General features: G+C 56.4%; 20 protein-coding genes and 4 tRNA genes. 20 read left to right on the plus strand and 4 right to left on the minus strand.

Annotated features, from left to right (window positions below; translation table 11 throughout):
- The first annotated feature begins 93 nt into the window (after nucleotides 1-93).
- The 14 genes from wecA to HX773_RS22415 all read left to right on the plus strand — a co-directional run bounded on the left by wecA (nucleotide 94) and on the right by HX773_RS22415 (nucleotide 11,543).
- On the plus strand, nucleotides 94-1,167 hold the full coding sequence (gene wecA, locus HX773_RS22350) for a UDP-N-acetylglucosamine--undecaprenyl-phosphate N-acetylglucosaminephosphotransferase (RefSeq protein WP_101763775.1): 1,074 nt from the start codon (nucleotides 94-96) through the stop codon (nucleotides 1,165-1,167).
- 35 nt (nucleotides 1,168-1,202) lie between these two features.
- Nucleotides 1,203-2,252 (plus strand): ECA polysaccharide chain length modulation protein, encoded by a 1,050-nt coding sequence (wzzE, locus tag HX773_RS22355; RefSeq protein ID WP_061719355.1) that lies wholly within the window; start codon nucleotides 1,203-1,205, stop codon nucleotides 2,250-2,252.
- A 10-nt stretch (nucleotides 2,253-2,262) separates the two neighbouring features.
- The gene (gene wecB / locus HX773_RS22360; protein WP_176973370.1) at nucleotides 2,263-3,387 is read left to right on the plus strand and encodes a non-hydrolyzing UDP-N-acetylglucosamine 2-epimerase; all 1,125 of its coding nucleotides are present in this window, start codon (nucleotides 2,263-2,265) and stop codon (nucleotides 3,385-3,387) included.
- 2 nt (nucleotides 3,388-3,389) lie between these two features.
- Complete coding sequence (gene wecC / locus HX773_RS22365; protein WP_176973371.1) at nucleotides 3,390-4,649, plus strand: UDP-N-acetyl-D-mannosamine dehydrogenase; 1,260 nt, start codon at nucleotides 3,390-3,392, stop codon at nucleotides 4,647-4,649.
- Between the two features lie 24 nt (nucleotides 4,650-4,673).
- Complete coding sequence (gene rffC, locus HX773_RS22370; protein ID WP_176973372.1) at nucleotides 4,674-5,372, plus strand: dTDP-4-amino-4,6-dideoxy-D-galactose acyltransferase; 699 nt, start codon at nucleotides 4,674-4,676, stop codon at nucleotides 5,370-5,372.
- Nucleotides 5,369-6,499, plus strand: coding sequence for a dTDP-4-amino-4,6-dideoxygalactose transaminase (gene rffA, locus HX773_RS22375; protein ID WP_008105756.1), 1,131 nt, complete (start codon nucleotides 5,369-5,371; stop codon nucleotides 6,497-6,499). Before rffC ends, rffA begins: the two co-directional genes overlap by 4 nt.
- Entirely contained in the window at nucleotides 6,499-7,752 is a 1,254-nt protein-coding gene (gene wzxE, locus HX773_RS22380; RefSeq protein ID WP_176973373.1) for a lipid III flippase WzxE, read from the plus strand. Before rffA ends, wzxE begins: the two co-directional genes overlap by 1 nt.
- On the plus strand, nucleotides 7,749-8,819 hold the full coding sequence (locus tag HX773_RS22385; RefSeq protein ID WP_176973374.1) for a TDP-N-acetylfucosamine:lipid II N-acetylfucosaminyltransferase: 1,071 nt from the start codon (nucleotides 7,749-7,751) through the stop codon (nucleotides 8,817-8,819). The genes wzxE and HX773_RS22385 overlap by 4 nt, the downstream gene beginning before the upstream one ends.
- Nucleotides 8,816-10,159 (plus strand): ECA oligosaccharide polymerase, encoded by a 1,344-nt coding sequence (gene wzyE, locus HX773_RS22390; protein ID WP_176973375.1) that lies wholly within the window; start codon nucleotides 8,816-8,818, stop codon nucleotides 10,157-10,159. Before HX773_RS22385 ends, wzyE begins: the two co-directional genes overlap by 4 nt.
- A 28-nt stretch (nucleotides 10,160-10,187) precedes the next feature.
- Nucleotides 10,188-10,922: a lipopolysaccharide N-acetylmannosaminouronosyltransferase gene (gene wecG / locus HX773_RS22395; protein WP_176973376.1), complete on the plus strand. Its 735-nt coding sequence runs from the start codon at nucleotides 10,188-10,190 to the stop codon at nucleotides 10,920-10,922.
- A 159-nt stretch (nucleotides 10,923-11,081) separates the two neighbouring features.
- A tRNA-Arg gene (locus tag HX773_RS22400) sits at nucleotides 11,082-11,158 on the plus strand.
- A 92-nt stretch (nucleotides 11,159-11,250) separates the two neighbouring features.
- Nucleotides 11,251-11,326 (plus strand) — tRNA-His (locus tag HX773_RS22405).
- Nucleotides 11,327-11,342: 16 nt separating this feature from the next.
- Nucleotides 11,343-11,429: transfer RNA gene (locus HX773_RS22410), tRNA-Leu, on the plus strand.
- Nucleotides 11,430-11,466: 37 nt separating this feature from the next.
- A tRNA-Pro gene (locus tag HX773_RS22415) sits at nucleotides 11,467-11,543 on the plus strand.
- A gap of 586 nt (nucleotides 11,544-12,129) precedes the next feature.
- Here HX773_RS22415 and hemY read toward each other — a convergent pair.
- The 4 genes from hemY to hemC are packed head-to-tail and all read right to left on the minus strand — an operon-like array spanning nucleotide 12,130 to nucleotide 16,161.
- Nucleotides 12,130-13,326 (minus strand): protoheme IX biogenesis protein HemY, encoded by a 1,197-nt coding sequence (gene hemY / locus HX773_RS22420; RefSeq protein WP_176973377.1) that lies wholly within the window; start codon nucleotides 13,324-13,326, stop codon nucleotides 12,130-12,132.
- Between the two features lie 2 nt (nucleotides 13,327-13,328).
- Nucleotides 13,329-14,459: a uroporphyrinogen-III C-methyltransferase gene (gene hemX / locus HX773_RS22425; RefSeq protein WP_176973378.1), complete on the minus strand. Its 1,131-nt coding sequence runs from the start codon at nucleotides 14,457-14,459 to the stop codon at nucleotides 13,329-13,331.
- Nucleotides 14,460-14,482: 23 nt separating this feature from the next.
- Nucleotides 14,483-15,223, minus strand: a complete 741-nt coding sequence (gene hemD / locus HX773_RS22430) for a uroporphyrinogen-III synthase (RefSeq protein ID WP_176973379.1) — start codon at nucleotides 15,221-15,223, stop codon at nucleotides 14,483-14,485.
- Complete coding sequence (gene hemC, locus HX773_RS22435) at nucleotides 15,220-16,161, minus strand: hydroxymethylbilane synthase (RefSeq protein WP_176973380.1); 942 nt, start codon at nucleotides 16,159-16,161, stop codon at nucleotides 15,220-15,222. The genes hemD and hemC overlap by 4 nt, the downstream gene beginning before the upstream one ends.
- Nucleotides 16,162-16,477: 316 nt before the next feature.
- Between hemC and HX773_RS22440 the strand changes: the two genes are divergently transcribed.
- From HX773_RS22440 to yigB, 6 genes are all read left to right on the plus strand, one after another.
- The gene (locus HX773_RS22440) at nucleotides 16,478-19,039 is read left to right on the plus strand and encodes a class I adenylate cyclase (protein WP_176973381.1); all 2,562 of its coding nucleotides are present in this window, start codon (nucleotides 16,478-16,480) and stop codon (nucleotides 19,037-19,039) included.
- A gap of 134 nt (nucleotides 19,040-19,173) precedes the next feature.
- On the plus strand, nucleotides 19,174-19,377 hold the full coding sequence (locus HX773_RS22445; protein WP_008105771.1) for a lipoprotein: 204 nt from the start codon (nucleotides 19,174-19,176) through the stop codon (nucleotides 19,375-19,377).
- 29 nt (nucleotides 19,378-19,406) lie between these two features.
- Nucleotides 19,407-20,231, plus strand: a complete 825-nt coding sequence (gene dapF / locus HX773_RS22450; protein ID WP_110867946.1) for a diaminopimelate epimerase — start codon at nucleotides 19,407-19,409, stop codon at nucleotides 20,229-20,231.
- On the plus strand, nucleotides 20,228-20,932 hold the full coding sequence (locus HX773_RS22455) for a DUF484 domain-containing protein (protein WP_101763756.1): 705 nt from the start codon (nucleotides 20,228-20,230) through the stop codon (nucleotides 20,930-20,932). Before dapF ends, HX773_RS22455 begins: the two co-directional genes overlap by 4 nt.
- Entirely contained in the window at nucleotides 20,929-21,837 is a 909-nt protein-coding gene (xerC, locus tag HX773_RS22460) for a tyrosine recombinase XerC (protein WP_176973382.1), read from the plus strand. The genes HX773_RS22455 and xerC overlap by 4 nt, the downstream gene beginning before the upstream one ends.
- On the plus strand, nucleotides 21,837-22,553 hold the full coding sequence (gene yigB / locus HX773_RS22465) for a 5-amino-6-(5-phospho-D-ribitylamino)uracil phosphatase YigB (protein ID WP_176973383.1): 717 nt from the start codon (nucleotides 21,837-21,839) through the stop codon (nucleotides 22,551-22,553). The genes xerC and yigB overlap by 1 nt, the downstream gene beginning before the upstream one ends.
- The last annotated feature ends 54 nt before the right edge of the window (nucleotides 22,554-22,607 follow it).

Below are 22,607 nucleotides of genomic sequence, written 5' to 3' on the forward strand. Positions count from 1 at the left end.
AGAATTCGGAATAGGGATATATGGCAATGGCAGGTGTTTTGCATATTGTTGTCCACGATTTTAGCTGAGAGCATTAACGTGAATTTACTCACTATGAGTACTGAGCTTGGTTTAGTTTTTCTTTTTACTTTAGTGTTCCTGTTTTTTGCTCGCAAAGCAGCTAAAAAAATTGGGCTCGTGGACACACCAAACTCCAGAAAAAGGCACCATGGCGCCATTCCGTTAGTTGGCGGCATTTCCGTGTACGCGGGAATCTGCTTCGCTTTTGCCATCTCAAATTATTATTTGCCGCACGCGATGCTGTATCTGAGCTGCGCGGGCGTATTGGTGCTGGTTGGCGCACTGGACGATCGCTTCGATATCAGCGTTAAAATCCGCGCGCTGGTGCAGGCGGCGGTCGCCATTGTGATGATGGTCGGCGCCAAACTCTATTTGCTCAGTCTGGGCTTTATTATCGGGCCGGTTGAGTTGATCGTCGGTCCCTTTGGCTACGTATTGACGCTATTCGCCGTCTGGGCCGCCATCAACGCGTTCAATATGGTGGATGGGATTGATGGCCTGCTTGGCGGCCTCTCCAGCGTCACCTTCGCCGCCATCGGTATCATTCTCTATTTCGACGGTCAGACCAGCCTCGCCATGTGGTGTTTCGCGATGATCGCCGCCACCATTCCTTATATCCTGCTCAATCTCGGCTTGATTGGCCGTCGCTACAAAGTGTTTATGGGCGATGCCGGCAGCACCATGATTGGTTTCACCATCATCTGGATTCTGCTGGAAACTACCCAAGGCCTGAGCCATCCGATCACGCCAGTCACCGCGCTGTGGCTGATCGCCATTCCGCTGATGGATATGGTGGCGATTATGTATCGCCGTTTGCGCAAAGGCATGAGCCCGTTTTCCGCTGACCGCCAGCACATCCACCATTTGATCATGCGCGCCGGATTCACATCACGTCAGGCGTTCCTGCTGATTACCGTCGCCGCCGCGCTTCTGGCGGGTATTGGAGTGCTTGGCGAGTATCTGGCTTTCATCCCGGAATGGGTGATGCTGGTGCTGTTCATGATGGCGTTTCTCCTTTACGGCTATTGCCTGAAACACGCATGGCGCGTGGCGCGCAAAATCCGTCGCATTAAACGTCGCTGGCAAAGCAGCGAAGATAAAAAATAAATTACCCAGAAAAGTACCCTGATAAGGATTTTGTTATGACCTCTGTCGTTGTGGAGAACGAACTGGATATGCGTGGCCTTGGCTGCACGCTCTGGCGTGGTAAACGCTGGATAATCGGTCTGGCGCTGCTGTTTGCGCTCGTTGCCTGGCTGGCATCGATGTTAATGAAGCAAGCGTGGAGCACCACGGCGGTGACCGATCGTCCCACGGTCAATATGCTGGGTGATTTCTTCGTGCAGCAGCAATTCCTCAATAATCTGGATGTGCGCACCAACACGCTCAATCTCAGCTCGCCAGCGCCGACCGTGATGGATGAGGTTTATCAGGAATTCACCATGCAGCTGGCATCCTGGGATACACGCCGTGATTTCTGGCAGCAGACCGAATACTTCAAAAGCCGCAAAAGCGGTAACGCGCACAACGATGCGGCGCTGCTCGACGACTTGATCACCAACATCCAGTTCACCGCTGCCGATCCGGCGCGCAACATCCTGGATAACATCAAGCTGGTCGCCGAAACCGCCAGCGATGCCAACAATCTGCTGCGTCAATACATTGCCTACGCCAGCGAACGTGCGGCGCGTCATCTTAATGCGGAGCTGAAAGGCGCCTGGCAGGCGCGCAGCGTGCAGCTCGAGTCGCAGGTCAACCGTCAGCAGGAAGTGGCGCAGGCGGTATTTGAACGTCAACGCCAGCGCATCGAGCAGGCACTGAAAGTGGCGAGCGAGCAGGGTATTAAAGAGAACCGCGCACCGGCAACCGGCGAGGCGCTGCCAGACAGCGATCGTTTCCTGCTGGGTCAGCAAATGCTGCAGGCGCAACTCGACACCTTACAAGCCAGCGGACCTGCTTACGATTTAAGCTATGATCAAAACAAAGCGATGCTGAGTACGCTGCAGGCCGGGCCGCGTCTGGATAAACAATTCCAGACTTACCGCTACTTGCGCACCCCGGAAGAGCCGGTGTCGCGCGATAGTCCGCGCCGCCTGTTTATGATGATCATGTGGGGCGTGATTGGCGCGCTGGTCGGCGCGGGAGTGGCGCTGGTGCGTCGTCCGCGTTCAACGTTAGCAACGAGCCATTAAGAGAAGCCACGTGAAAGTTCTGACGGTATTTGGCACGCGTCCTGAAGCGATCAAAATGGCTCCGCTGGTGCAGGCGCTGGCGCAGGATCCTGCGTTCGAGTCGCGCTTATGCGTCACCGCACAACATCGTGAAATGCTCGACCAGGTGCTGCGTTTGTTCCAGCTGCAGCCTGATTATGATTTGAATATCATGCGCCCGGAACAAGGGCTGACGGAGATCACCAGCCGCATTCTGCAGGGCATGAAAACCGTACTGGCCGATTTCCAGCCGGATGTGGTGTTGGTGCACGGCGATACTACCACCACGTTTGCGGCCAGCCTGGCGGCGTTTTATCACCAGATTCCGGTGGGTCACGTGGAAGCAGGTTTGCGTACCGGCAACCTGATGTCGCCGTGGCCCGAAGAGGCGAATCGCACGCTCACCGGCCATCTCGCCAGCTATCACTTCACGCCCACGCAAAATTCGCGACAAAATCTGCTGCGGGAGAATCTGCCGGATGCGCGCATTTTCGTGACCGGCAACACGGTGATTGATGCGCTGCTGTGGGTGCGTGATCGCGTGCTGGACGATGCCGATCTCAATGCCCGCCTCGCCGCGCGCTATCCGTTCCTCGACGCTGACAAAAAACTCATTCTGGTTACGGGTCATCGCCGCGAAAGTTTTGGCGACGGCTTTGAACGCATTTGCAGTGCGCTGGCGCAAATCGCGCGCCAGCATCCGCAGGTGCAAATTGTCTATCCTGTGCACCTCAATCCCAACGTCAGCGAACCGGTTAATCGCATTCTCAGCGGCATCGAAAACATCATTCTGATTGAGCCGCAAGAGTATCTGCCGTTTGTCTGGCTGATGAATCGCTCATGGCTGATTCTCACCGATTCCGGCGGCATTCAGGAAGAAGCGCCGTCATTGGGCAAACCGGTACTGGTGATGCGCGATACCACCGAGCGTCCGGAAGCGGTGGACGCAGGCACGGTGAAACTGGTCGGCACCGATATCAGTAAAATTGTCGCTGAAGTCAGCCTGCTGTTGCAGGACGATGAAGCCTGGCAGGCAATGAGCCGCGCGCACAATCCGTATGGCGATGGCCATGCCTGCGCGCGCATCTTGCAGGCCCTAAAACAACACAGAGTCTAACCATGCGTTTTGAAACCATTTCCGTTATCGGACTGGGCTACATTGGGCTGCCGACGGCGGCCGTTTTTGCCTCACGGGGAAAGAAAGTCGTTGGTGTGGATATTAATGTCCGCGCCGTCGAAACCATTAATCGCGGCGATATCCACATCGTGGAACCCGAGTTGGGTGAGGTGGTGCGCGAAGCCGTGCGTGCCGGTCATCTGCGTGCGACTACGCAGGCCGAAGCCGCCGATGCATTCCTGATCGCCGTGCCCACGCCGTTTATCGGCGACCATCAGCCGGATCTCAGCTATGTGCAGGCCGCGGCGCTGTCGATTGCGCCCGTATTAAAAGCAGGCGATCTGGTGATCCTTGAATCCACGTCGCCGGTGGGTGCCACCGAGCAAATGGCGGAGTGGCTGGCGGCGGCGCGTCCCGATCTGCGTTTCCCGCAGCACGGTGATGCGTGCGATGTGTTTATCGCTTACTGCCCGGAGCGCGTATTGCCCGGCAAAGTAATGGTTGAACTGCTGGAAAACGATCGCGTAATTGGCGGCATGACGCCAACCTGTTCCGCACGCGCCAGCGAGCTGTACCGCATTTTCCTGCGCGGCGCGTGTGTGGAAACCAATGCGCGTACCGCCGAGATGTGCAAACTCACCGAAAACAGCTTCCGCGATGTGAATATCGCCTTTGCCAATGAGCTGTCGCTGATTTGCGCCGAGCAGGGCATCAACGTGTGGGAGCTGATTGCGCTGGCGAATCGCCATCCGCGCGTCAACATCCTGCAACCCGGACCGGGCGTCGGCGGCCACTGTATCGCCGTCGATCCGTGGTTTATCGTGGCGCAAAACCCCGAGCAGGCGCGACTGATTCGCACCGCGCGTGAAGTCAATGACGCCAAACCGGGCTGGGTGCTGGATCAGGTAAAACAAGCGTTAGCAGAGTGCCTCACCGCCAGCGGCAAACGCGCCAGCGATGTCACCATTGCCTGCTTTGGTCTGGCCTTCAAACCGAATATTGATGATCTGCGCGAAAGCCCGGCGATGAGCGTCGCGCATCGTATTGCCGAATGGCACAGCGGCAAAACCTGGGTGGTTGAGCCGCATGTGAAAGATATTCCGCAACGTCTGGCGCACGAAGCCACGCTGGTTGCCACGGACGTAGCGCTGCAGCAGGCAGATATTCTGGTGATGCTGGTTGATCACGCGCAGTTCCGCGCGATAGATGCGTCCCAGATTGCTCAGCCGTGGATTGTTGATACCAAAGGCGTTTGGCGATGAAACCTTATCTGCTGGATGTTCATCATGCCCGTCCGCGTCAATATTGATCCCCTTACGTGGGAAAATAACTTCTTCGGTCAGAACAGCGCGCGGTTGTCGCTGGATGGCGATTTGGCGCTGGCCGAGGCGCTTCAGCAGCCGTATGCGCTGTGGCAAGTGAAGGTGCCCGCTGAACGCGTTGATGCCATCGATGCGCTGAGCCAGCACGGTTTTCAGTTGGTTGAAGGCGAAGCCGATCTTTCCCTCAGCATCAAACATACCGAGCGGCAAATCGGCGTGCGCATCGCGCGGGAAGCACAAGTCCCGGCACTGCGTGAAGCGGCTGCGCAGGCGTTTAGCCAAAGTCGTTTCCGTGCGCCGTGGTTTGCTGCAGCAGACAGCGGACGCTTTTACGCGCAGTGGATTGAAAATGCGGTGCGCGGCACTTTCGATAATCAATGTTTAGTGGCCTGTGATGAGCAGGGCGCGCTGCAAGGTTTCGTCTCGATGCGCGAAGTGGACGGCGGTATGCGCATCGGTCTGCTGGCGGTATTGCCTGGCGCACAAGGCTGCGGCGTCGGCCAGCGCTTGCTGCTCGCTGCCGCTGACTGGGGCCGCGTGCGTCAGCTAACGCATCTGCGCGTGGCGACCCAGCTCAGCAATCTCACGGCGATGCGCCTCTATTTACGCAGCGGTGCGCGGCTGGAAAGCACCGCTTACTGGTTCTACAGGAAAGCCTCATGATCCCATTTAATGCGCCGCCGATTGTCGGCAGCGAAGTTGAATATATGCAGTCGGCGATGGCCAGCGGCAAGCTTTGCGGCGATGGCGGCTTTACTCGCCGCTGCCAGCAGTGGATGGAACAGCATTTCGGCAGCAAAAAAGTGCTGCTGACGCCATCCTGCACCGCGTCGCTGGAGATGGCGGCGCTGCTGATTGATCTGCAGCCTGGCGATGAAGTGATCATGCCGAGTTACACCTTCGTCTCCACCGCCAACGCCTTTGTGCTGCGCGGCGCGACCATTGTGTTTGTCGATGTGCGCCCCGATACGCTGAATATCGACGAAACGCTGATTGAAGCGGCGATCACGCCGAAAACCCGCGCCATCGTGCCGGTGCATTACGCGGGCGTGGCCTGCGAGATGGACAGCATCATGGCGCTGGCGGCGAAGCATAAACTCTATGTAATCGAAGATGCCGCGCAGGGCGTGATGTCGCAGTACAAAGGGCGCGCGCTCGGCACCATCGGTCACATTGGCTGCTTTAGCTTCCACGAAACCAAAAACTACACCGCCGGCGGTGAAGGCGGCGCAACGCTGATCAATGACGCTAAGCTGGTGGATCGGGCCGAGATCATTCGTGAAAAAGGCACCAACCGCAGCCAGTTTTTCCGTGGTCAGGTGGATAAATATACCTGGCGCGATATTGGCTCCAGCTATTTGATGGCGGATCTGCAGGCGGCCTATTTGTGGGCGCAGCTGGAAGCGGCAGAGCAGATTAATCAGCAGCGTTTGCGTTTGTGGCAGCGCTACTACGATGCGCTACAGCCGCTGGCTGCTGCTGGCCGTATTGAGCTGCCGGTGGTGCCAAAAAATTGCCGCCACAATGCGCACATGTTCTACATCAAGCTGCGCGACAGCGACGATCGTCAGGCGCTGATCAACTGGATGAAAGAGGCGGAAATCCTCACGGTGTTCCACTACATCCCGCTACACTCGTCGCCAGCGGGTGAACGTTTTGGCCGTTTCCACGGTGATGATGCCTTTACCACGCGTGAAAGCGAACGCCTGCTGCGCCTGCCGCTGTTCTACAACTTATCGGATAACAACCAGCGTACGGTGATCAGTTCGCTGCTGAGTTTCTTTGCCTGATGTCATTAGCAAAAGCTTCAGTCTGGACCGCTTCTTCCACGCTGGTAAAAATCGTTGCTGGCCTGCTGGTGGTGAAACTGCTGGCGGTAAGCTTCGGGCCGGAAGGGATCGGGCAAGCCGGTAACTTCCGCCAGTTGATTACCGTACTCGGCGTGTTGGCGGGCGCGGGCATCTTTAACGGCGTCACCACCTTAGTCGCGCAACATCAACAACAGCCACAACAACTGCGCGCGGTGACCGGCACGGCTTCGGCGATTGTGCTCGGCTTTTCAACGCTGCTGGCGCTGGTGTTTTTGCTGGCGGCAACGCCCATCAGCACGGCGCTGTTTGGTCACGCGGAATATGCCAACGTGGTGCGCATTGTCGCCTTTCTGCAGCTCGGTATTGCCTGGGCCAATCTGACGCTGGCGTTGCTGAAGGGCTTTCGCGATGCGCGCGGCAATGCGCTGGCGCTGATTGCCGGAAGTGTCGTCGGCGTGATGGGTTATGTGCTGTGCTGGTGGCTGGGCGGCTATGCTGGTGCGTTAGTGGGGTTGGCGCTGGTGCCGGCGCTGCTGGTGTTTCCGGCGTTGCTGATGCTGCGTCGCCATCGCGATCGGCTGCCGCTGAGCTGGCTGATGCCAGGCTGGCATCCTGAACTGGCGCGCAATCTGGCAAAGTTTACGCTGATGGCGCTGATTACCTCGTTTACCTTGCCGGTGGCGTGGGTGATGATGCGAAATCTGCTGGCTGAGCAGCAAGGCTGGGCGCAGGTCGGTTTATGGCAGGGCGTGACCAGTATTTCCGATGCCTATCTGCAATTTATCACCGCCACCTTTAGCGTCTGGCTGCTGCCCACGCTGGCGCGGCTGGAGCAGAAACCGCAAATCGCCCGTGAGATTGGGCGTGCGCTGCGCTTTGTGTTACCTGCCGTTGCGGCGGCCAGTTTCTGCGTATGGCTGCTGCGCGATGTCGCTATCTGGCTGCTTTTTTCGCCGCAGTTCAGCGCGATGCGTGACCTTTTCGTCTGGCAGTTGTGCGGTGACGTGTTTAAAGTCGGCGCCTATGTTTTCGGATATCTGGTGATCGCCAAAGCGTCGCTGCGCTTCTATATTCTCACGGAAATCAGCCAGTTTGCGCTGCTGACCGGCTTTTCCCATTGGCTGATTCCGCTGCACGGGACCGCCGGGGCTGCGCAGGCTTACATGGCAACCTACGTTCTCTATTTCGCCCTTTGTTGTGGCGCCTTCATGATTTATTGCCGGAAAAAATGACGACTTTTCACGTATTGGGATCGGATATCCCGCATCACAATCATACGGTGCTGCGCTTCTTTAATGACGTGATGAGCGCCGAGCTGCCCGGCGCTGCGCCGCGTCAGTTTATGGTGGTTTCCAGCGCACCCGAAACGCTGCAAGCCTATGCTTCACTGCAGATTGAAACTTTTGCCAGCAAGCGTGCGCTGGCGCAGGCGGTGATGGCGCGTGCTGCCGATCGCTCGCAGCGCTTCTTCTTTCACGGCCAGTTTAATCCCAGTATTTGGTTAGCCTTACTGAGCGGCAAACTGCGCCGTCAGCAGGCGTTCTGGCATGTTTGGGGCGCGGATCTCTACGAAGAAGGTCGCGGCCTCAAGTACCAGCTGTTTTATCTGCTGCGCAGAATGGCGCAAGGGCGCGTGGCGCGCGTGTTTGCGACGCGCGGTGATTTGCATCATTTCCAGCAGCGTCATCCGCGCGTCCCCGCTTCGCTGCTCTATTTCCCGACGCGCATGCCGGATGTGGCGCTGCCTGCGCCGGTGGAAAGCCCCGATTTCACTATCCTGCTCGGTAATTCCGGCGATCGCAGTAATCGCCACATTGCCGGTTTAGAGGCGATTCGTGCCCAGTTTGGTGAACAAGTGAAAATCGTCGTGCCGCTCGGTTATCCGCAGAATAATCACGCTTACATCGATGAGATTGCTGCCGCCGCACAGCGCCTGTTCCCGGCGGGCCAGGTGACATTGCTGCGCGACAAGATCGACTTTGATGCCTATCTGACATTGCTTAGCCGCTGCCAGCTCGGCTATTTTATGTTCGAGCGCCAGCAAGGCATTGGTACGCTTTGCCTGCTGATTCAGGCCAATATTCCGTTTGTGCTGAACCGTAAAAATCCGTTCTGGCGCGATCTCAGCGAGCAAGGCTTGCCGGTGCTGTTTAGCGAAGATGCGCTGGATGCGGCGAGCGTTGCCGAAGCGCAGCGGCAATTAGCGCAATGTGATCAATCTTCAATTGCCTTTTTTGCCCCCGGCTATCTGGCAGGCTGGCGCGACGCGCTAACCCTGAGTGAAAGGGAGAGAACATGAGCCTGATGCAGTTTAGTGGTCTGCTGGTGGTTTATCTGTTTTCGCTGGGTTTCATTCTGACCCTAACCTGGCGGGAATTTAAACGGGTGCGCTTCAACTTCCACCTGTTCTTCACCATTCTGTTTTTACTGACCTTCTATTTCGGCTTCCCGCTGACCAGCGTGCTGGTGTTCCGCTTTAACGTGGCGGTGGTGCCGCCGGAATATCTGCTGCAGGCGCTGCTGGCCGCGACCAGCTTTTATGCCATCTATTACGTCAGCTACAAGGTGCGGCTGCGGCCGGCTAATGCGCCTGCGCGCAAACCCTGGCTGCAGATGAACCGGGTTGAAACTAATCTGACCTGTCTGTTGCTGGCGCTGGTGGCGATTGGCACCGTGACGGTGTTCTTTATGCACAACGGCCTGCTGCTGTTCCGGCTTTCGGCTTACAACCAGATCTTCTCCAGCGAAGTGTCCGGCGTGGCGCTTAAACGCTTCTTCTACTTCTTTATTCCGGCGATGCTGATTCGCTACTTCCTCAAGCCAACCCAGCGTCAGTGGCTGTGGTTTTTGCTGGTGTCGGTGGCGTTTGGCTTACTGACCTACGCGCTGGTGGGCGGCACGCGCGCCAATATCATTATCGCGTTCGCGCTGTTCCTGTTTATTGGTATTACGCGCGGCTGGATCACGCTATGGATGCTGGTTGGCGCCGGTGTGATGGCGATTGGCGGTATGTTCTGGCTGGCGTTGCGTCGCTATAACCTCGACGTGGTGGGCGATGAAGCGTTTTATACCTTCCTTTATCTGACGCGCGATACCTTCTCGCCGTGGGAAAACCTGGCGCTGTTACTGCAAAACTACGACAAGATCGATTTTCAGGGGCTGGCACCGATCTGGCGTGATTTCTACGTGTTCATTCCCAGCTGGATGTGGCCGGGACGCCCAACAGCCATTCTTAACAGCGCTAACTACTTTACCTGGGAAGTGCTGAACAACCATTCCGGCTTGGCGATTTCGCCCACGCTGCTGGGTTCGCTGGTGGTGATGGGCGGCGTGTGGTTTATCCCGATGGGTGCGGTGGCTGTCGGCCTGCTGATGAAAGGCTTCGATAACCTTTATCTGTATGGCCGCGATACCAGCAACCGTTACAGCGGAGCGATTTTGCAGAGTTTTTGCTTCGGTGCGGTGTTTAATATGATCGTACTGGCGCGTGAAGGGCTGGATGCTTTCGGCTCGCGCGTGGTGTTCTTTTGTCTGATTTTTGCGGCCTGCATGTGGGCGGCTAAATTGCTTTACTGGCTGTTGGCGCGCGCGGGGCTGATTCGCCCGCGCAGCGAGCCGGTTTTACACAGCCCTTCTTAACTTTTGGGCACAACGGGAAATTCATACCATGGAAACCGATAAGCCGCGCTATAGCCTGCGCGGAGTCGATCTTCACGCCTTCAACGATATGGCGAGCTTTCTGCGCTTTCTGCTGCCCGAGGGCAAACCGCGCTGCGGCACGCTGGTGGCGATGAATGCCGAGAAAATGCTGACGCTGGAAGAGGATGCGCAGCTACGCGCACTGATCGCTGAGGCAGAGTTCAAGTATCCGGATGGCATCAGCATCGTCCGTTCGCTGCGTAAGAAGTATCCTCAGCTGCAGGTGAACCGCATCGCAGGCGCGGATTTGTGGGAAGCGCTGATGGAGAGCGCGGGGCGCAGCGGCATTCCGGTGTTTCTGATTGGTGGACGCCAGGCGGTGCTGCAGGAAACCTGCGACAAGCTGCAGCGACAGTGGAATGTGAATATCGTTGGCAGTCAGGATGGTTACTTTGCGCCTGAAGCGCGCGACGCGCTGTTTGCCCGCATCGCCGCGAGTGGTGCGCAGATTGTCACGGTGGCACAAGGTTCGCCGCGCCAGGAGCTATTGATGCGTGATTGCCGCGCCCATTGGCCGCAGGCGCTCTATATGGGCGTCGGTGGCACTTACGATGTGTTTACCGGGCACGTTAAGCGCGCGCCCGTATGGTGGCAAAAATCCGGACTGGAATGGCTTTATCGTCTCATTCGTCAGCCTTCGCGTCTGCGTCGCCAATTAAAGCTGCTGAAATATTTACGCTACCATTGGCGCGGCGATCTCTGAAGTTGCTGGTTTTTACAGCAAAAATGAGAGGGTAAGCGCCTCAAACTGCTGTAATTATCGATGGAATGCACAAAGCGTAATCAAACGCGTTTTTTTTCTAAAAAAGGGCTGGACAGTATGAGGTCAAGCCCGTAGTATGCCCATCCGCAACGGCGCTACGCGCCCGTAGCTCAGCTGGATAGAGCGCTGCCCTCCGGAGGCAGAGGTCTCAGGTTCGAATCCTGTCGGGCGCGCCATTTAGTTTGTGCGCAAGAGCTTCGGTGGTTGGTTTAACCGCGTTATGCAGTGAATTTAAGTAAGCGTGACACGCTTACGCACCAGAATTATGGTGGCTATAGCTCAGTTGGTAGAGCCCTGGATTGTGATTCCAGTTGTCGTGGGTTCGAGTCCCATTAGCCACCCCAGATTTTGCTCGGTCACGCGATGGTGGCGGAATTGGTAGACGCGCTAGCTTCAGGTGTTAGTGTTCTTACGGACGTGAGGGTTCAAGTCCCTCCCTTCGCACCAGGCAAAATTACGCAGTAGCGTTAAAGAAGTAAAAAATCGGCGAGTAGCGCAGCTTGGTAGCGCAACTGGTTTGGGACCAGTGGGTCGGAGGTTCGAATCCTCTCTCGCCGACCATATTCGAAAAGCCTGCTTGAAAAAGCAGGCTTTTTTCGTTTGTGTCCGCCATTCGTGTTCTCAACTCTTCCCATCATTTCCTTTGCGCGTAGTTCCGCACATTGTCGCTATTCAGATACATATAAATCACTGATTTATATGGGCATGACAATTCCTTGCATAGCTTGTCGCTCTGCGGAGACAGCTTTTTGAGTATTCGTCGCGTTTTACCGACAGTGGCTAACAGCGAGATCTTGGTAGAAATCATATCTTGTTGATATTAATTAGCTTATTGCGATAACTGCAACTTTGGCACGTCTTGTGCAATAATCTACCTGTAGATGCTCATTCCACCTCTTATGTTTGCTGTTGCTACATAAACCTGGGAATGATGCAGAGCCCCTTACGGCATCCGTTGTCCAGCCTGGCAGTATTTGCGCACGCTTTACTGCAGTAAGAAGGACATTACGTTGAGTCGGATGCCATCAGTTGTCTTAACGACCTGATCTTACACCTGCTTATGGCAGGTGTTTTTTTGTCTGCAGTTTATAACAGGCAAAAAAAAGCCGGGACAAGCCCGGCGTGCACAAAAGTAACAATCGTAAAATCAGGCGCTGGGATTGGTCTTCAGCGTAAGTAGCAGGCCTTCGCGACGCATTTTGGCGGCGTCTTCCGGGCGATGCAGGCGGTCGTAAATATCGGCCAGCCAGGCATAATCAAACGCATCTGGACGCTGCGCCAGCGCTTGCTGGAACGCTTCTGCCGCCTGCTGCCATTCGCCATGACGCATCAGCATCTGACCCAGCGTGCTGTGCAGCAGCGGTGTGGCGCCATGCTGTTTAATCTGCTGACGCAGCGCTTTCTCCAGAGATTGCGGATCGCCACTTTTAATACGCGGCATCAGCAACACCAGACGATCGTCATATTGACGTTTCAGGCCTTCCAGCACGATGCTCTGTGCGGTGTCCGGATCGTCACACTCAATCAGATGTTCTGCCATTGCCACCTGCAAGGCGGTTTCCTGACGCGTTTTGCGGCTCTGGTTCTGCCACCATTTCTTCAAACCGTCGCTGCCTTGATCGGCCATCGCCTGGTTCATCAGACCCAGCCAGGCTTGCTGCTGCAAGGCATCGCGCTGAGCTTCATCATTGATCTGCACTTTCTGCATCGCAGGCAGAATGTCGAGCAATGCGCCCCACGCGCCGGTGCGAATATAGGCTTGTTCTGCCAGACGCAGCACTTCCGGATGGCGCGGCGCGACTTCCAGCAGGCGGTCAATGCCGTGGCGTGCAGCATGATCTTCGTTACGCGCCAGTTGCAGACGTACGCGAGTAATTTCAACCGGAATCGTGTCGTTTACCGACAACTCAGAAGCGCGCTCCAGATGCTGATTAGCACGGAGTTCATCACCGCGTTGCTGCGCCGCTTCAGCAGCCAGCAAGTAGTTGGCCACCGGCTGATCGGCGTGATCGGCATTTTTCGACAGCAGTTTTTCGGCCTGTTTGAAGTCACCTTCTGCCAGCTTCATTAACGCGCTCTGCGTGTGGCGCTGCGCGCTACGACGCTTGCGGCCGGTGAACCAGCCGCGTGTGCGTGCGCCGGTGCGGAACAGGCGACGCAGAATCCATTCCACCAACAAAATCACCAGCAGGCTGAGGATCAAAATGATCGCCAGGCCGGTTACGCTGGTTTCAATGTTCCAGTTGTCGGTCTGGATCAGGACGTAGCCCTGATGGCCGGCGACCATCGGTCCAACCACAATGCCCGCAATCAGCAGCAGGAAAAGCACCAATACTTTCAGCATGGTTAGCCTCCCTGTTGATCAGCAGCAACCGATGGCTGAGCCAGCAAATTACGCACGCGAGTTTGCATCAGTTTTTCCAGCAGCGGCTGACTTTCCAGCGTATCCGGCACATCCATCGAAATGCTCTGCTGGCTCAGTTCATCCAGCTGTGCAAGGAAGGCTTTGGTGGCGGCATCGTTGGTGTCGTACCAGGCGCGAACCCAGGTTGATACCGCATCGATAGACTGTTTGTAGATCTCATCCTGATGACGCGGTACGGCCTGAGCCGCAATCAGCAGACGCGAACGAATGTTTTCGCGCAGGTAAACGTCCTGATTCGGTGCCAGCAGCGGCTGTGCGGTGTTGTCGCGGCGGCGGATGGTGATGAAATCATCCATAAAGTTATGCCAGCTTTTCACCAGATTTTGACGCCACTCGTGCAGCGAACTGGAGAGTTCACCGCCATCGGCGTCCATAGGTGAATCATCGCTGTCATTGTCGGCCAGACGCAGATTATCAACGCCGTTCGACAGCTGATTGAGCTTGAGAATGGTGCCGTCATAATCAATCTGGCTGACGGCGGAGAGTGAACTGATGTCCTGCGTTAGCGCGCGACGCACGTTCATCACGCTCGGATCATTCATGTCGGCCAGGCTGGAGTCAGCACTTTTCAGTAACGCTGCCGCGGTGGTGACATCCTGATCGCTCCACAGTTTGCGGCCCGCCAGTTTGACAAGGTAATCCGCCTGCGCCAGCAGCCAGGTACGCGTGTCGTTTCCGGAGATGGTAGCGACTTTATCGCGCAGGGTTTCCAGCTCTTTTGCGCTGTTATCCTGCTGCGTGCGCGTCTGCTGCAAGGCGCTGTTGGCGCTATCCAGCTGTTGCGTCAGCTGCTGTTTGTCGCTGCCCAGTTGCTGCTGCAAGGCGCTCAGCTGCTCGCTGAGGTTCTGGTTAGTTTGAGCCTGTAAATCGGCCTGGTGTTTCCCATTAAGGTAAAGTCCCGCCCCAATCGCCAGCGCAATCACAATCGCCACTGCACTCAGCACCTTGCCATCGCCTTTTTTATCGCGAGGTGGCTTGGTTGCTGGCGAGGGAGAATTGTCCGCTGGGGTGGTTTCTTCAACCATGGCGGAGGAGGCTTTTTGTTCCGTCATTATGGCTCATCCCATTGTTAAGTTCAGCGTAACGCGCGCAGCAGCGCATCGTTATCGGCACCATCGGCTACATCAATGTCCTGCCAGCCTAATTCAGCGGCTTGCGTAGCCAAACGTTCACTGACGACCACAAGCCGACAGTGCAGTAACCATTCCCGACGATCAATTGGCGGAAACAGAGAAAAGAGTTGTTGTAACATTTCGCCGCTGGTGACCACCAGCGTTGTAATGCCGCGATCGCGCCAGCGGCGGCCTTCAGTCGCGCCGTTGTAGTGCTTTTCACAGCGCTGATAACACTCGCAATATTGCACCTCAACGCCGCGTTCAATCAGCGTTTCCGCCAGCAACTCGCGCCCCGGACTGCCGCGCAGAATCAGGGCGCGTTTGCCGCTAATCTGTTGCAGACGATTCAGGCGCACCAGCTCTTCACTGGTCTCCCGCGCATGAGGATAGTCTACTTTGAGATTACTGACGGTATGCAAGGCTAAAGCGGTGCTGCGGCCAATAGCATAATAGTTGAGTGCTTCAGGCCACGCAGTCAGACTGAGCTGTAAAGCGGGCTGGGCGAAAGTGACGACCTGCTGCGACAGCAAAAACACCAGATCGCCTGGCTGTAGCGCGGCAAGTTGGTTTGGCAAATGAATAAGATCGCGACCCGGCGTGAATTCAATCAGCGGAAAGCTCCATGCCAGCTTGCCCAGGCTGCGCAAACGCGAGACCAGTTCAGTGGCGACCGGTTCCGGGCGGGTCACGAGGATAGTCATGCTGGCGGTTGACCTTGATAGACTTCACGCAGGATATCGCGCGCGCCGCCATCCAGCAGCTCTTCGGCCAGCGAAATGCCCATTTTTTCGGCGTGATCGCGTGGACCTCGACGCTCGCCCACCACCATTTGGTTGCCATCCGGTGAGCCGACCAAACCTCGCAGCCACAGCTGATCGTCTTCCAGCACGGCGAAGCTGCCGATTGGCACCTGACAACCGCCCTCCAGCCGCGTATTCATCGCGCGTTCGGCGCGCACGCATACTGCGGTATCGTCATGATTCAACGCCTGTAGCAGCGTAATCAATTGTTCATCATCTACGCGGCATTCAATGCCGACAGCGCCCTGGCCCACGGCTGGCAGGGAAATCTCCGCTGGCATTGCCTGACGAATGCGATCTTCCAGTCCTAAACGTTTCAAACCCGCCGCCGCCAGAATAATGGCGTCGTATTCACCGGCATCGAGTTTGCCGAGACGCGTACCAACATTGCCGCGCAGTGAGCGAATCACTAAATCCGGACGACGGGCGCTAAGCTGACACTGGCGACGCAGGCTGGAAGTGCCGACAACCGCGCCTTGCGGCAGCTCATCAACACTGCTGAAACGATTGGAGACGAAAGCATCGCGCGGATCTTCACGCTCGCAAATGGTCACCAGACCGAGGCCTTCTGGAAAATCGATTGGCACATCTTTCATCGAGTGCACAGCGAGATCGGCGCGTCCTTCCAGCATTGCCAGCTCAAGCTCTTTGACGAACAGCCCTTTGCCGCCCACCTTTGCCAGTGGCGTATCAAGGATGACGTCACCTTTGGTGACCATCGGCAGCAGCTCAACTTGCAGACCCGGATGAGCCGCCATCAGGCGCTGTTGGACATATTGTGCCTGCCACAGAGCAAGGGGACTTTGTCTGGTAGCAATTCTGAAAATTTTGTTTAACATGCTGTTAACCATTTTGATCGTTCATCGAATATCCTATCATTGATAGGGGAATGCTGTCAGTTTCAACGGATTGAAAAGGCCGCGATGTCAGACTGCGCCTGGATCTTGCGGGTCGCAGTTTCGTGTCGAAGTCTGAAAAAAGCAGGGCTACGGTCGGAACATGCTAAACTGTTAAGTAGCGCAACTTTCTTTACGGTCAATCCTCCAGGTGTTAGATTGATCACGTTTCCAGCAATTATTTGCCCAATATCTTTATTATTAAGCGGCAGAATGCGGAAACAGGGTGCTTAACACTGGGACAATCAGGCGAAACGTCTTGTACCTCTACATTGAGACACTGAAACAGAGACTGGATGCGATTAACCAGCTGCGTGTAGATCGCGCACTGGCTGCCATGGGGCCTGCTTTCCAGCAAGTCTACAGTCTGCTGCCAACATTATTGCACTACCATCATCCGCTGATGCCGGGCTACCTCGAAGGTAGCGTTCCGCATGGCGTCTGCCTCTACACGCCCGATGAAAACCAACTTCAGCTGCTGCAGAACTTAGCGGGCGGTCAAGCGCTCGATCTCAGCACTGCCGTCGCGGGCGAACGCCCGATTACCGGCATTTACTCGATGGGCAGCACCTCGTCCGTTGGGCAAAACAGCATCTCCGATCTTGATATCTGGGTGTGCCACCAATCGTGGCTGGATAATGAAGAGCGCCTCAATCTGCAGCGTAAGTGTACGCTGTTGCAGAAATGGTGTGTGTCGATGGGTGTGGAAGTCAGCTTCTTCCTGATTGACGAGAACCGTTTCCGCCATAACGAAAGCGGTAGCCTCGGCGGTGAAGACTGCGGTTCTACCCAACATATTTTGCTGCTGGATGAGTTCTACCGTACCGCCGTGCGTATGGCGGGTAAACGCATCCTGTGGAATATGGTGCCCGGCGAAGAGGAGCACCATTACGACGATTACGTCATGTCGCTCTATTCACAAGGCGTACTGACGCCGAATGAGTGGCTGGATCTCGGCGGCCTTGGCACGCTGTCAGCGGAAGAGTACTTCGGTGCCAGCTTGTGGCAGCTGTATAAAAGTATCGACTCGCCGTACAAAGCGGTGCTGAAAACCCTGCTGCTGGAAGCCTACAGCTGGGAATATCCCAACACGCAGCTGTTGTCGATGGACATCAAGCAGCGCCTGCACGACGGCGAAATTGTCTGCTTCGGTCTCGATCCTTACTGCATGATGCTGGAGCGCGTGACGCGCTATCTCACCAGCGTTGATGACATGGCGCGCCTCGATTTAGTGCGTCGATGTTTCTATTTAAAAGTGTGTGAAAAGCTCTCGAGCGAAGATCACCATCATCAGCGCACCGGCTGGCGTCGCGAGATTCTTTTGCAGCTGGTTAAAGAGTGGGGCTGGGATGAAGAGAAGTTAGCGGTACTGGATAACCGCGCGCAGTGGAAAATCGAACGTGTACGCGAAGCGCACAACGAGCTGCTGGATGCGATGATGCAGAGCTATCGCAACCTGATTCGCTTTGCGCGTCGCAACAATTTAAGCGTCAGCGCCAGCCCGCAGGATATCGGCGTGCTGACGCGTAAACTGTATGCCGCGTTCGAGGCGCTGCCGGGTAAAGTCACCTTAGTGAACCCGCAGATTTCGCCCGATCTCTCGGAAGAGAATCTCACGTTTATTCATGTCCCGGCGGGCCGCGCTAATCGCGCCGGTTGGTATCTGTATAACCAATCGCCGGACATGAGTTCCATCATCAGCCATCAGCCGCTGGAATATAACCGCTATCTGAACAAGCTGGTGGCGTGGGCGTGGTTCAACGGTTTGCTGACCAGCAAAACGCGGCTGCATATGAAAGGCAACGATCTGTGCGATCTGCCGCGTCTGCAGGAGCTGGTAAACGATGTGTCGAGCCACTTCCCGCTGCGCGTGCCGGCACCGACGCCGAAAGCGCTCTACAGCCCGTGTGAAATTCGTCACTTAGCGATTATCGTCAATCTTGAGCACGATCCTACCTCCGCGTTCCGCAATCAGGTGGTGCATTTTGATTTCCGTAAGCTGGATGTGTTCAGCTTCGGTCAGCAGCAGCAGTGCCTGATTGGCAGCATCGATCTGCTCTATCGCAACTCGTGGAATGAAGTGCGTACGCTGCACTTCAACGGCGAGCAGGCGATGATTGAAGCGCTGAAAACCATTCTCGGCAAAATGCATCAGGATGCTGCGCCGCCGGATACGGTGGAAGTGTTCTGCTACAGCCAGCATCTGCGCGGTTTGATTCGTACCCGCGTGCAGCAGCTGGTTTCGGAATGCATTGAGCTGCGTCTGTCGAGCACGCGCCAGGAACCGGGGCGCTTTAAAGCGTTACGCATGGCGGGCCAAACCTGGGGCTTATTCTTCGAACGCATGAGCGTGTCGGTGCAGAAGCTGGAAAACGCTGTCGAATTCTATGGCGCGATTTCTAACAACAAGCTGCACGGCTTGTCGATCAAAGTGGAATCGAACCAGACGCCGCTGCCGCCGGTGGTAAACGGCTACGCCAGCGAAGGCATCATTCAGTTCTTCTTTGAAGATACCAATGACGATCGCGGCTTCAACATCTATATCCTCGACGAAACCAATCGCGTTGAGGTTTATCACCATTGCGAAGGCAGTAAAGAAGAGCTGGTGCGCGACGTGAGTCGATTCTATTCGTCATCGCATGACCGTTTTACCTACGGCTCCAGCTTTATCAATTTCAACCTGCCGCAGTTCTACCAGATTGTGAACACTGGCGAACGTTTCCAGGTGATTCCTTTCCGCAGCCAAACGCTGACGCAGCTCTGCGCCACGCAGCCTGACAACGACAACGGCGACTTCCAGCCGCGCTACCAAATGCATTGATCCCGGCCGCGTTCGCGCGGCGGGATGCGCTGTTACTCTGACCTGCCGCCGGAAATGCGGCTATTTTCTGTTGCTTTTACAACGTCAACTGCGATGATAAGCAACCATGGCTTAAGGACAGAAGAGCAGACAGAATGATACGAGTGATGAGTCAGCTGGGTATGGCGCTGGCATTGGTCAGCCTGGTAGGCTGTGGCCTGAAAGGACCGCTGTATTTCCCGCCGAAAGATCAGCCAAACAAGCCGAAACAGCAGGTCACCGAGCAGCAGCAAAAAGCCGCTCAGGATGCTGATGTCGGTGGTTTGGTCACCAGCAAGCCTGGTTCGCAGGCAAACTAAACTCTATGAGTAATCCGGCGGAGCAGAAAATGCAGTTCTCAAAAATGCACGGTCTCGGCAACGACTTTATGGTTGTGGATGCTGTGACGCAAAACGTCTTTTTTTCGCCGGAACTGATTCGCCGCCTGGCGGACAGAAATCTGGGGATCGGTTTTGATCAGCTACTGATCGTCGAACCGCCTTACGATCCGGATCTCGATTTCCATTACCGCATTTTCAACGCCGATGGCAGCGAAGTCGCGCAGTGCGGCAACGGTGCACGCTGCTTTGCCCGCTTTGTGCGTCTGAAAGGTTTAACCAACAAGAGCGACATTCGCGTCAGTACGCAAACCGGCCGCATGGTGCTCAGCGTCACCAATGATGAGCTGGTGCGCGTCAATATGGGCCAACCCAACTTCGAACCGCAAAGCGTGCCGCTCCGTGCCAATAAAGCAGAGAACCTTTATTTGCAGCGTGTGGCCGAGCAAACCGTGATGTTTGGTGCGGTATCGATGGGCAATCCGCACTGCGTGATTCAGGTAGAAAGCGTGAAAACCGCGCCGGTAGAAACGCTGGGCCCGGAGCTGGAAAGCCACGAGCGATTCCCGGAGCGCGTCAACGTCGGCTTTATGGAAGTGGTTAATCGTGAACACATCCGTCTGCGCGTGTACGAACGTGGCGCGGGCGAAACCCAGGCTTGCGGCAGCGGCGCTTGCGCGGCGGTGGCCTGCGGCGTTCAGCAAGGCATTCTGGCGGAAAATGTCCGCGTCGATTTGCCGGGCGGAACGCTGCACATTGCCTGGAAAGGGGAAGGGCAACCGCTGTTTATGACCGGTCCAGCCACACACGTCTACGATGGGTTTATTCATCTATGAAAAATGTCGAAGAGCAGACCGAAAGCGAGGTTTTGCTGGACGATCAATCGGTAAGCGCATTCCTGCGTCAAAACCCCGATTTCTTTATTCGCAATGCACGCCAGGTTGAACAGATGATGGTGCCGCATCCGGTACGCGGCAGCGTTTCGCTGGTGGAGTGGCATATGGCGCGGCAGCGCAACCACATCCAGCAGCTGGAAGAGGAGATCACGCTGTTGATGGAGCAGGCCACCGCCAACCATCAGCTGTTTGATCGCCTGCTGGCGCTGCAAGGTCATCTCGCCGCCGCCGACAGCTTGCAAGAAATGCTGACGCGTCTGCACCGCTGGGCGCGCGAACTGGGACTGGCCGGTGCGCACGTGCGCGTGTTCAATGACAAATGGCACATCGGCGCGCCATCTGATTTCACCCAACTCGGCTTGTCACGTCAGGCATTCGAACCGCTGCGCATTCAGCGCTTCGGTAATGAACATCACTATCTCGGCAGCCTGAACGGCCCGGAATTGCTGCTGCTGTTGCCGCAGGCCAAAGCGATTGGCTCGGTAGCGATGTCGCTGATGGGCGAACGCGGCGAGCTGGGCATATTAATGTTCACCAGCCGCGATAATCAGCATTATCAGGCGGGCATGGGCACGCTGCTGCTGCAGCATCTGGCGCAAATGCTGCCGGATCTGCTGTCACGCTGGATTGAACGCGCATGAGTAACGTCAGTCCGCTGCTGCCGGCCGTGGATGACTTTCTGCGTTATCTGAAGGTCGAACGCCAGCTCAGTCCGCTGACGCAAAAGAATTACCAACGGCAATTGCAGGCGATTATGGCAATGGCCGATGAGATGAAGCTGACCAGCTGGTCGCAGCTGGAACCGGCGCAGGTGCGCAGCCTGGCGGCACGCAGCCGCCGTGGCGGTTTAGGCGCCAGCAGCTTGGCGCTGCGCATGTCGGCGCTGCGCAGTTTTCTCGACTGGCAAGTGCATCAAGGCCTGTTGAGCGCCAATCCCGCCAAAGGCATCTCCACGCCGCGTAATGCGCGTCATCTGCCGAAAAACATGGACGTCGACGAAGTTAACCAACTGCTGGAGATCGATCTCAACGATCCGCTGGCGGTACGCGACCGCGCGATGCTGGAAACCATGTACGGCGGCGGTTTGCGTCTGTCCGAGCTGGTGAATATGGATTGTCGCCACATGGATTTGGAAGCCGGCGAAGTGCGGGTGCTGGGCAAAGGCAGCAAAGAGCGCCGCGTACCGATTGGCGGCACGGCGGTCACCTGGATTCAGCACTGGTTATCGCTGCGTGCTAGCTTTGCGCCGCAGGATGATGCGGTGTTTGTCTCCAGCCGCGGCAGCCGAATTTCGACGCGCAACGTGCAGAAGCGTTTTGCCGAATGGGGCATCAAGCAAGGCGTTGCCAGCCATATTCATCCGCATAAACTGCGCCACTCTTTTGCCACGCATTTGCTGGAATCGAGCGGCGATCTGCGCGCGGTACAGGAACTGCTCGGTCACGCCAATCTGGCGACCACGCAAATCTACACCCATCTGGATTTCCAGCATCTGGCGACGGTTTATGATGCGGCCCATCCGCGTGCCAAACGAGGAAAGTCTTAATGAAGTTTTATCGTCCGCTCGGCCCGATCAAAGCGATCACCTTTGATCTCGACGACACGCTGTATGACAACCATCCCGTCATCCGCAAAACCACCGCCGAATCGCATGCTGCGCTGCAGGCGTATCATCCGGCGCTGCGTGAATTCACCCCGGCGGATTATCAGGCGCTGCGTAATGAGTTGCTGACGCGCGAGCCTGAAATTTATCACGACGTTTCTGAATGGCGCCGCCGCTCGGTGGAGCTGGCGCTGCTCAATGTCGGCTTATCCAAAGCGGAAGCAACCGCCGGTGCCAGCGACGTGATGAGCGTGTTTCATCAGTGGCGCAGCGAAGTGACTATGCCGGAAGAGACGCATCAAACGCTGACGTGGCTGGGCGAGCGCGTGCCGCTGGTGGCGATCACCAATGGCAATGCCTGCCCGGAAAAGCTCGGCATCCATCACCACTTCCAGTTCGCGCTGCGTGCCGGTCCACACGGTCGCGCCAAGCCGTGGCAGGATATGTATCATCTGGCCGCTGAGCGTTTGAACATCGCACCGCAGCACATTCTGCACGTCGGCGACGATCTCACCACCGATATTGCCGGTTCGCTGCGTGCCGGCATGCAAGCCTGCTGGATCAACCTGCGTGAAGGCAATCTGATGAAGATCGACGATGCGCGTTTGCTGCCGCATGTTGAAATTGATCGGTTGGCATCTCTGACCTCGCTGCTATAATCCACACATGTAAATATATACAGCTCTATCCGCAGCAGTGTGGATTTGAGTTCA

The sequence above is a fragment of the Pantoea sp. B9002 genome, assembly GCF_013385945.1.
In the GTDB taxonomy this organism is placed as follows: Bacteria; Pseudomonadota; Gammaproteobacteria; order Enterobacterales; family Enterobacteriaceae; genus Pantoea.

Coding starts and splice junctions, on each gene's coding strand:
- wecA (WP_101763775.1), top strand. CDS start 94: ATGAGTACTGAGCTTGGTTTAGTTTTTCTTTTTACTTTAGTGTTCCTG.
- hemX (WP_176973378.1), bottom strand. CDS start 14,459: ATGACGGAACAAAAAGCCTCCTCCGCCATGGTTGAAGAAACCACCCCA.
- wzzE (WP_061719355.1), top strand. CDS start 1,203: ATGACCTCTGTCGTTGTGGAGAACGAACTGGATATGCGTGGCCTTGGC.
- HX773_RS22455 (WP_101763756.1), top strand. CDS start 20,228: ATGAAAAATGTCGAAGAGCAGACCGAAAGCGAGGTTTTGCTGGACGAT.
- dapF (WP_110867946.1), top strand. CDS start 19,407: ATGCAGTTCTCAAAAATGCACGGTCTCGGCAACGACTTTATGGTTGTG.
- hemD (WP_176973379.1), bottom strand. CDS start 15,223: ATGACTATCCTCGTGACCCGCCCGGAACCGGTCGCCACTGAACTGGTC.
- wecC (WP_176973371.1), top strand. CDS start 3,390: ATGCGTTTTGAAACCATTTCCGTTATCGGACTGGGCTACATTGGGCTG.
- wecG (WP_176973376.1), top strand. CDS start 10,188: ATGGAAACCGATAAGCCGCGCTATAGCCTGCGCGGAGTCGATCTTCAC.
- rffA (WP_008105756.1), top strand. CDS start 5,369: ATGATCCCATTTAATGCGCCGCCGATTGTCGGCAGCGAAGTTGAATAT.
- yigB (WP_176973383.1), top strand. CDS start 21,837: ATGAAGTTTTATCGTCCGCTCGGCCCGATCAAAGCGATCACCTTTGAT.
- wzyE (WP_176973375.1), top strand. CDS start 8,816: ATGAGCCTGATGCAGTTTAGTGGTCTGCTGGTGGTTTATCTGTTTTCG.
- rffC (WP_176973372.1), top strand. CDS start 4,674: ATGCCCGTCCGCGTCAATATTGATCCCCTTACGTGGGAAAATAACTTC.
- HX773_RS22445 (WP_008105771.1), top strand. CDS start 19,174: ATGATACGAGTGATGAGTCAGCTGGGTATGGCGCTGGCATTGGTCAGC.
- HX773_RS22385 (WP_176973374.1), top strand. CDS start 7,749: ATGACGACTTTTCACGTATTGGGATCGGATATCCCGCATCACAATCAT.
- xerC (WP_176973382.1), top strand. CDS start 20,929: ATGAGTAACGTCAGTCCGCTGCTGCCGGCCGTGGATGACTTTCTGCGT.
- hemC (WP_176973380.1), bottom strand. CDS start 16,161: ATGTTAAACAAAATTTTCAGAATTGCTACCAGACAAAGTCCCCTTGCT.
- wzxE (WP_176973373.1), top strand. CDS start 6,499: ATGTCATTAGCAAAAGCTTCAGTCTGGACCGCTTCTTCCACGCTGGTA.
- hemY (WP_176973377.1), bottom strand. CDS start 13,326: ATGCTGAAAGTATTGGTGCTTTTCCTGCTGCTGATTGCGGGCATTGTG.